The organism is Nocardioides sp. (genome assembly GCF_031422975.1).
In the GTDB taxonomy this organism is placed as follows: Bacteria; Actinomycetota; Actinomycetes; order Propionibacteriales; family Nocardioidaceae; genus Nocardioides.
The window spans coordinates 1-4,170 of record NZ_JANPEO010000095.1 but is presented as its reverse complement, the minus strand read 5'-3'; the positions used below and the strand labels follow the sequence as shown (position 1 = coordinate 4,170).

Annotated in this window: 2 protein-coding genes; one reads left to right on the top strand and one right to left on the bottom strand. The window is 70.6% G+C overall.

Features of this window, described 5'->3' with window-relative positions:
- The coding region (locus RMO85_RS03210; protein ID WP_310526432.1) for a pyruvate carboxylase at window positions 1-2,734 on the top strand (2,734 nt) is incomplete at its 5' end.
- On the opposite strand, the gene RMO85_RS03205 is transcribed toward RMO85_RS03210, so the two are convergent.
- Window positions 2,731-3,939, bottom strand: coding sequence for a SpoIID/LytB domain-containing protein (locus RMO85_RS03205; protein ID WP_310526431.1), 1,209 nt, complete (start codon window positions 3,937-3,939; stop codon window positions 2,731-2,733). The genes RMO85_RS03210 and RMO85_RS03205 overlap by 4 nt on opposite strands.
- Between the last annotated feature and the right edge of the window lie 231 nt (window positions 3,940-4,170).

The window sequence follows — 4,170 nt, the reverse complement described above, 5'->3', positions numbered from 1 at the left end:
CGATGGCGAGGGCAACGTGATCCACCTCTTCGAGCGCGACTGCTCGGTGCAGCGACGCCACCAGAAGGTCATCGAGATCGCGCCCGCTCCCAACCTCGACCCCGAGCTCCGCGACCGCATGTGCGCCGATGCGGTGCGCTTCGCCACCGAGATCGGCTACCGCAACGCCGGCACTGTCGAGTTCCTCCTCGACCCCGCAGGCAACTACGTGTTCATCGAGATGAACCCCCGCATCCAGGTCGAGCACACCGTCACCGAGGAGATCACCGACGTCGACCTCGTGCAGTCGCAGATCCTGATCGCGGCCGGCGCCACCCTGGCCGATCTCGGCCTCTCCCAGGAGACGGTCAGCATCCGGGGCGCCGCCCTGCAGTGTCGGATCACCACCGAGGACCCCGCCAACGGCTTCCGCCCCGACACCGGCAAGATCACGACCTACCGCTCCCCCGGCGGCGCCGGCGTGCGCATCGACGGTGGCACGACCTACACCGGAGCAGAGGTCAGCGCGCACTTCGACTCGATGCTGGCCAAGCTGACCTGCCGTGGCCGGACCTTCGACAAGGCCGTCGAGAAGGCCCGACGAGCGGTCGCCGAGTTCCGCATCCGGGGCGTGTCCACCAACATCGCGTTCCTCCAGGCCGTGCTCGATGATCCCGACTTCGCCGCCGGTCGCGTCACCACGTCGTTCATCGAGACCCACCCACACCTGCTCTCGGCCCGCGCCTCCGGCGACCGCAGCAGCAAGCTGCTGACCTACCTGGCCGACGTCACCGTCAACCAGCCGTACGGTCCGGCGCCGGTCACGATCGACCCGGTCACCAAGCTGCCCGACGTCAGGCTCGACGTCCCGGCCCCCGACGGCACCCGCCAGCTCCTGCTCCAGGTGGGTCCCGAGGAGTTCGCCCGGAGGCTTCGCGCGCAGAACAGCGTGGCCGTCACCGACACGACGTTCCGCGACGCGCACCAGTCGCTGCTCGCGACCCGGGTGCGCACCCGGGACCTGGTGGCGGTCGCCGGACACGTGGCCCGCACCACGCCACAGCTGTGGTCCCTGGAGGCATGGGGCGGTGCGACGTACGACGTCGCGTTGCGCTTCCTCGCCGAGGACCCGTGGGAGCGGCTGGCCCAGCTGCGTCAGTCGGTGCCCAACATCTGCCTGCAGATGCTGCTGCGCGGCCGGAACACGGTCGGCTACACGCCGTACCCCACCGAGGTGACCGAGGCCTTCGTGCAGGAGGCCGCAGCGACCGGCATCGACGTGTTCCGGATCTTCGACGCGCTCAACGACGTCGAGCAGATGCGCCCCGCGATCGAGGCCGTCCGGGCCACCGGCTCGACCGTGGCCGAGGTCGCGCTCTGCTACACCGGCGACCTGTCCAACCCCGAGGAGCGGCTCTACACGCTCGACTACTACCTGAAGCTGGCCGAGCGCATCGTGGACGCCGGCGCACACGTCATCGCCATCAAGGACATGGCCGGTCTGCTTCGGGCGCCGGCGGCTCGCACCCTGGTGACCGCGCTGCGCACGGAGTTCGACCTGCCGGTCCACCTCCACACCCACGACACCCCGGGCGGCCAGCTCGCGACCCTGCTGGCGGCCATCGAGTCGGGCGTGGACGCCGTCGACGCCGCCTGCGCCTCGATGGCCGGCACGACCTCGCAGCCACCGCTCTCCGCGCTGGTCTCCGCGACCGACCACAGCGCGCGCGAGTCCGGGCTGTCGCTGGCCCACGTCAACGCGCTCGAGCCCTACTGGGAGGCGATCCGCCGTGTCTACGCGCCGTTCGAGTCGGGACTGCCGGCACCGACCGGCCGCGTCTACCGGCACGAGATCCCCGGCGGCCAGCTCTCCAACCTGCGCCAGCAGGCGATCGCGCTGGGCCTGGGCGAGAAGTTCGAGCAGGTCGAGGACATGTATGCCGCGGCCAACGACATCCTCGGCAACGTCGTCAAGGTGACGCCCTCCTCCAAGGTGGTCGGCGACCTCGCGTTGCACCTGGTCGCGGTCGGCGCCGATCCGCGCGACTTCGAGGAGGACCCGGCCGGCTTCGACATCCCCGACTCCGTCATCGGCTTCCTCAACGGCGAGCTGGGCGATCCTCCCGGCGGCTGGCCCGAGCCGTTCCGCACCAAGGCGCTCGCGGGCCGCACCTGGAAGCCACCCGCGGCCACCCTGACCGGCGAGCAGTCGGCCGGGCTCGCCGCCGATCGGCGCGGCACCCTCAACGAGCTGCTGTTCCCCGGCCCGACCAAGGACTTCCGCGAGTCGCGGGAGACGTACGGCGACGTGTCGGCGCTACGCACCCTGGACTACCTCTACGGCCTGCGTGCGGGCGAGGAGCACTCGGTCTCCCTCGGCGAGGGCAAGACGCTGCTGATCGGACTGGAGGCCATCGGCGAGCCGGACGAGCGGGGCATCCGCACGGTCATGTGCACGATCAACGGCCAGCTCCGCCCGGTCGCCATCCGCGATCGCGGCGTCGCGGCCGCGGTCGCGGCAGCGGAGAAGGCCGACACCACCAACGGCGGGCACGTCGCCGCACCGTTCGACGGTGTCGTCTCCGTCGGGGTGGCCGAGGGCGACACGGTCGAGGCCGGCCAGACCGTGGCGACGATCGAGGCGATGAAGATGGAGGCCTCGATCACGGCACACCGCGCCGGCACGGTCACGCGCGTCGCCGTACCTGGCACGCAGGCGGTGGAGGGCGGCGACCTGGTGCTGGTGCTCGGCTAGCGCGGGGCCCGGGCCGCCAGCGGCGTCACCGTGAAGGTGAACCACGACGACCTGAGGCCCAGCACGGTGCGCAGGGTGTCGCCGCTGATGTCGGCGCGGCCGGCAGTGCCCACCAACGTCATCGCCACCACCCGGCCGCCCCACTCGCCGTTGCCGTCGCGGCTCGCGATCTCGATCGACGTCAGGTCCCCGATGCCCGGGTAGTGCTGCTCGAGCGTCGCGTCGTCCACGTCGAGCGTCCAGGTGTGCACCTTGTTGCCGGACCACGCGTCGTAGGGGTCCTCCTTCGCGACGAGGTAGGGCGTCGAGCCCGAGGAGGTCCAGCCACCGCTGCTCGCGGAGAACTGGGTGAACGCCGCCCGACCCTCGAACATCAGCCCCTGGTGTGCCGTGGCCTTGACCGCGGACGTGGCGCTGGGGTGCTCGACGTCGTAGCCGCCGTAGACCTGGCAGGCGCTGGTGTCGCAGATCTCGTAGTGCGGGGCGTTCGGGTGCGAGCGCTCGGCCGCGGCGTACGTCCGGGCCGCGACCGCCTGGGCGCTCACGGCATCCGGGCTCCACAGCGCCGGGATCTCGAGCGGGACGACGCCGCGCAGGTACTGCTCGAGGCTGAGGATGTTGACGGTGTCACGCACCCCGGAACCGGCCGTCGGCATCGCCGAGCGCAGCCGTCCTCGGTACGTCGACGTCGTGCCGTTCTTGACCAGCGCGATCCGCTTCGAGGCGGCCGAGAACTCCGCCTCGCCGGCGAACGACTTCCACGTCTGCCAGCCGATCGATCTCTTGTACTGCACCTGCGTCGTGGCCCCCCGGGGCTGCAGGCGCCACCGCCTGGCCCCGATGACCGGCAACGTCCAGGTCTTGCCCGGATTGAGCCGCGTCACCCTCAGCCCCGGCTGGGCGAGCACGTGCACGTCGCTCGAGGTGTCGGCCGAGATCAACACCTTGATCGAGCCCCGGAGATCCCCCCATGAGGTTCCCGGGTAGTAGAACTCGCTGATCTGCTGCCACGTGAGCCCCTGCTGGGCGGCCCCTTCGGCGCCGTACTGCGAGAGCCCGTGGCCGTGCCCGTAGCCGTGTCCCGTGATCGTGATCGTGGCCGCGCCGGTGACCGGAAAGACCTCGATCCTGCGCTTCGCCTCGACAGGAGCGGCCAGCGTCGACAGACCCAAGACGATCGCGATGACGAGGGACAGGCGGCGCATGAGGCGTCGGACTCCGTGATCTGTGGGACGGATGTGGCTGGCGTGACGATTGATCAGAACACGTCGAACACCGGGGAACAACCGGACCGCGATAACTACAAACCTGTAGTTATCCTGGCCCCGGACTAGGGTCGTTGCATGGCGCTGAACCCGTTTTGCAAGGCACGCAAGGCCCGCGAGCGCGAGCTCGAGGCAGCGGATCGCTGGCGCGTGGCCCGCAAGCTGGCCGAC

Coding starts and splice junctions, on each gene's coding strand:
- RMO85_RS03205 (WP_310526431.1), bottom strand. CDS start 3,939: ATGCGCCGCCTGTCCCTCGTCATCGCGATCGTCTTGGGTCTGTCGACG.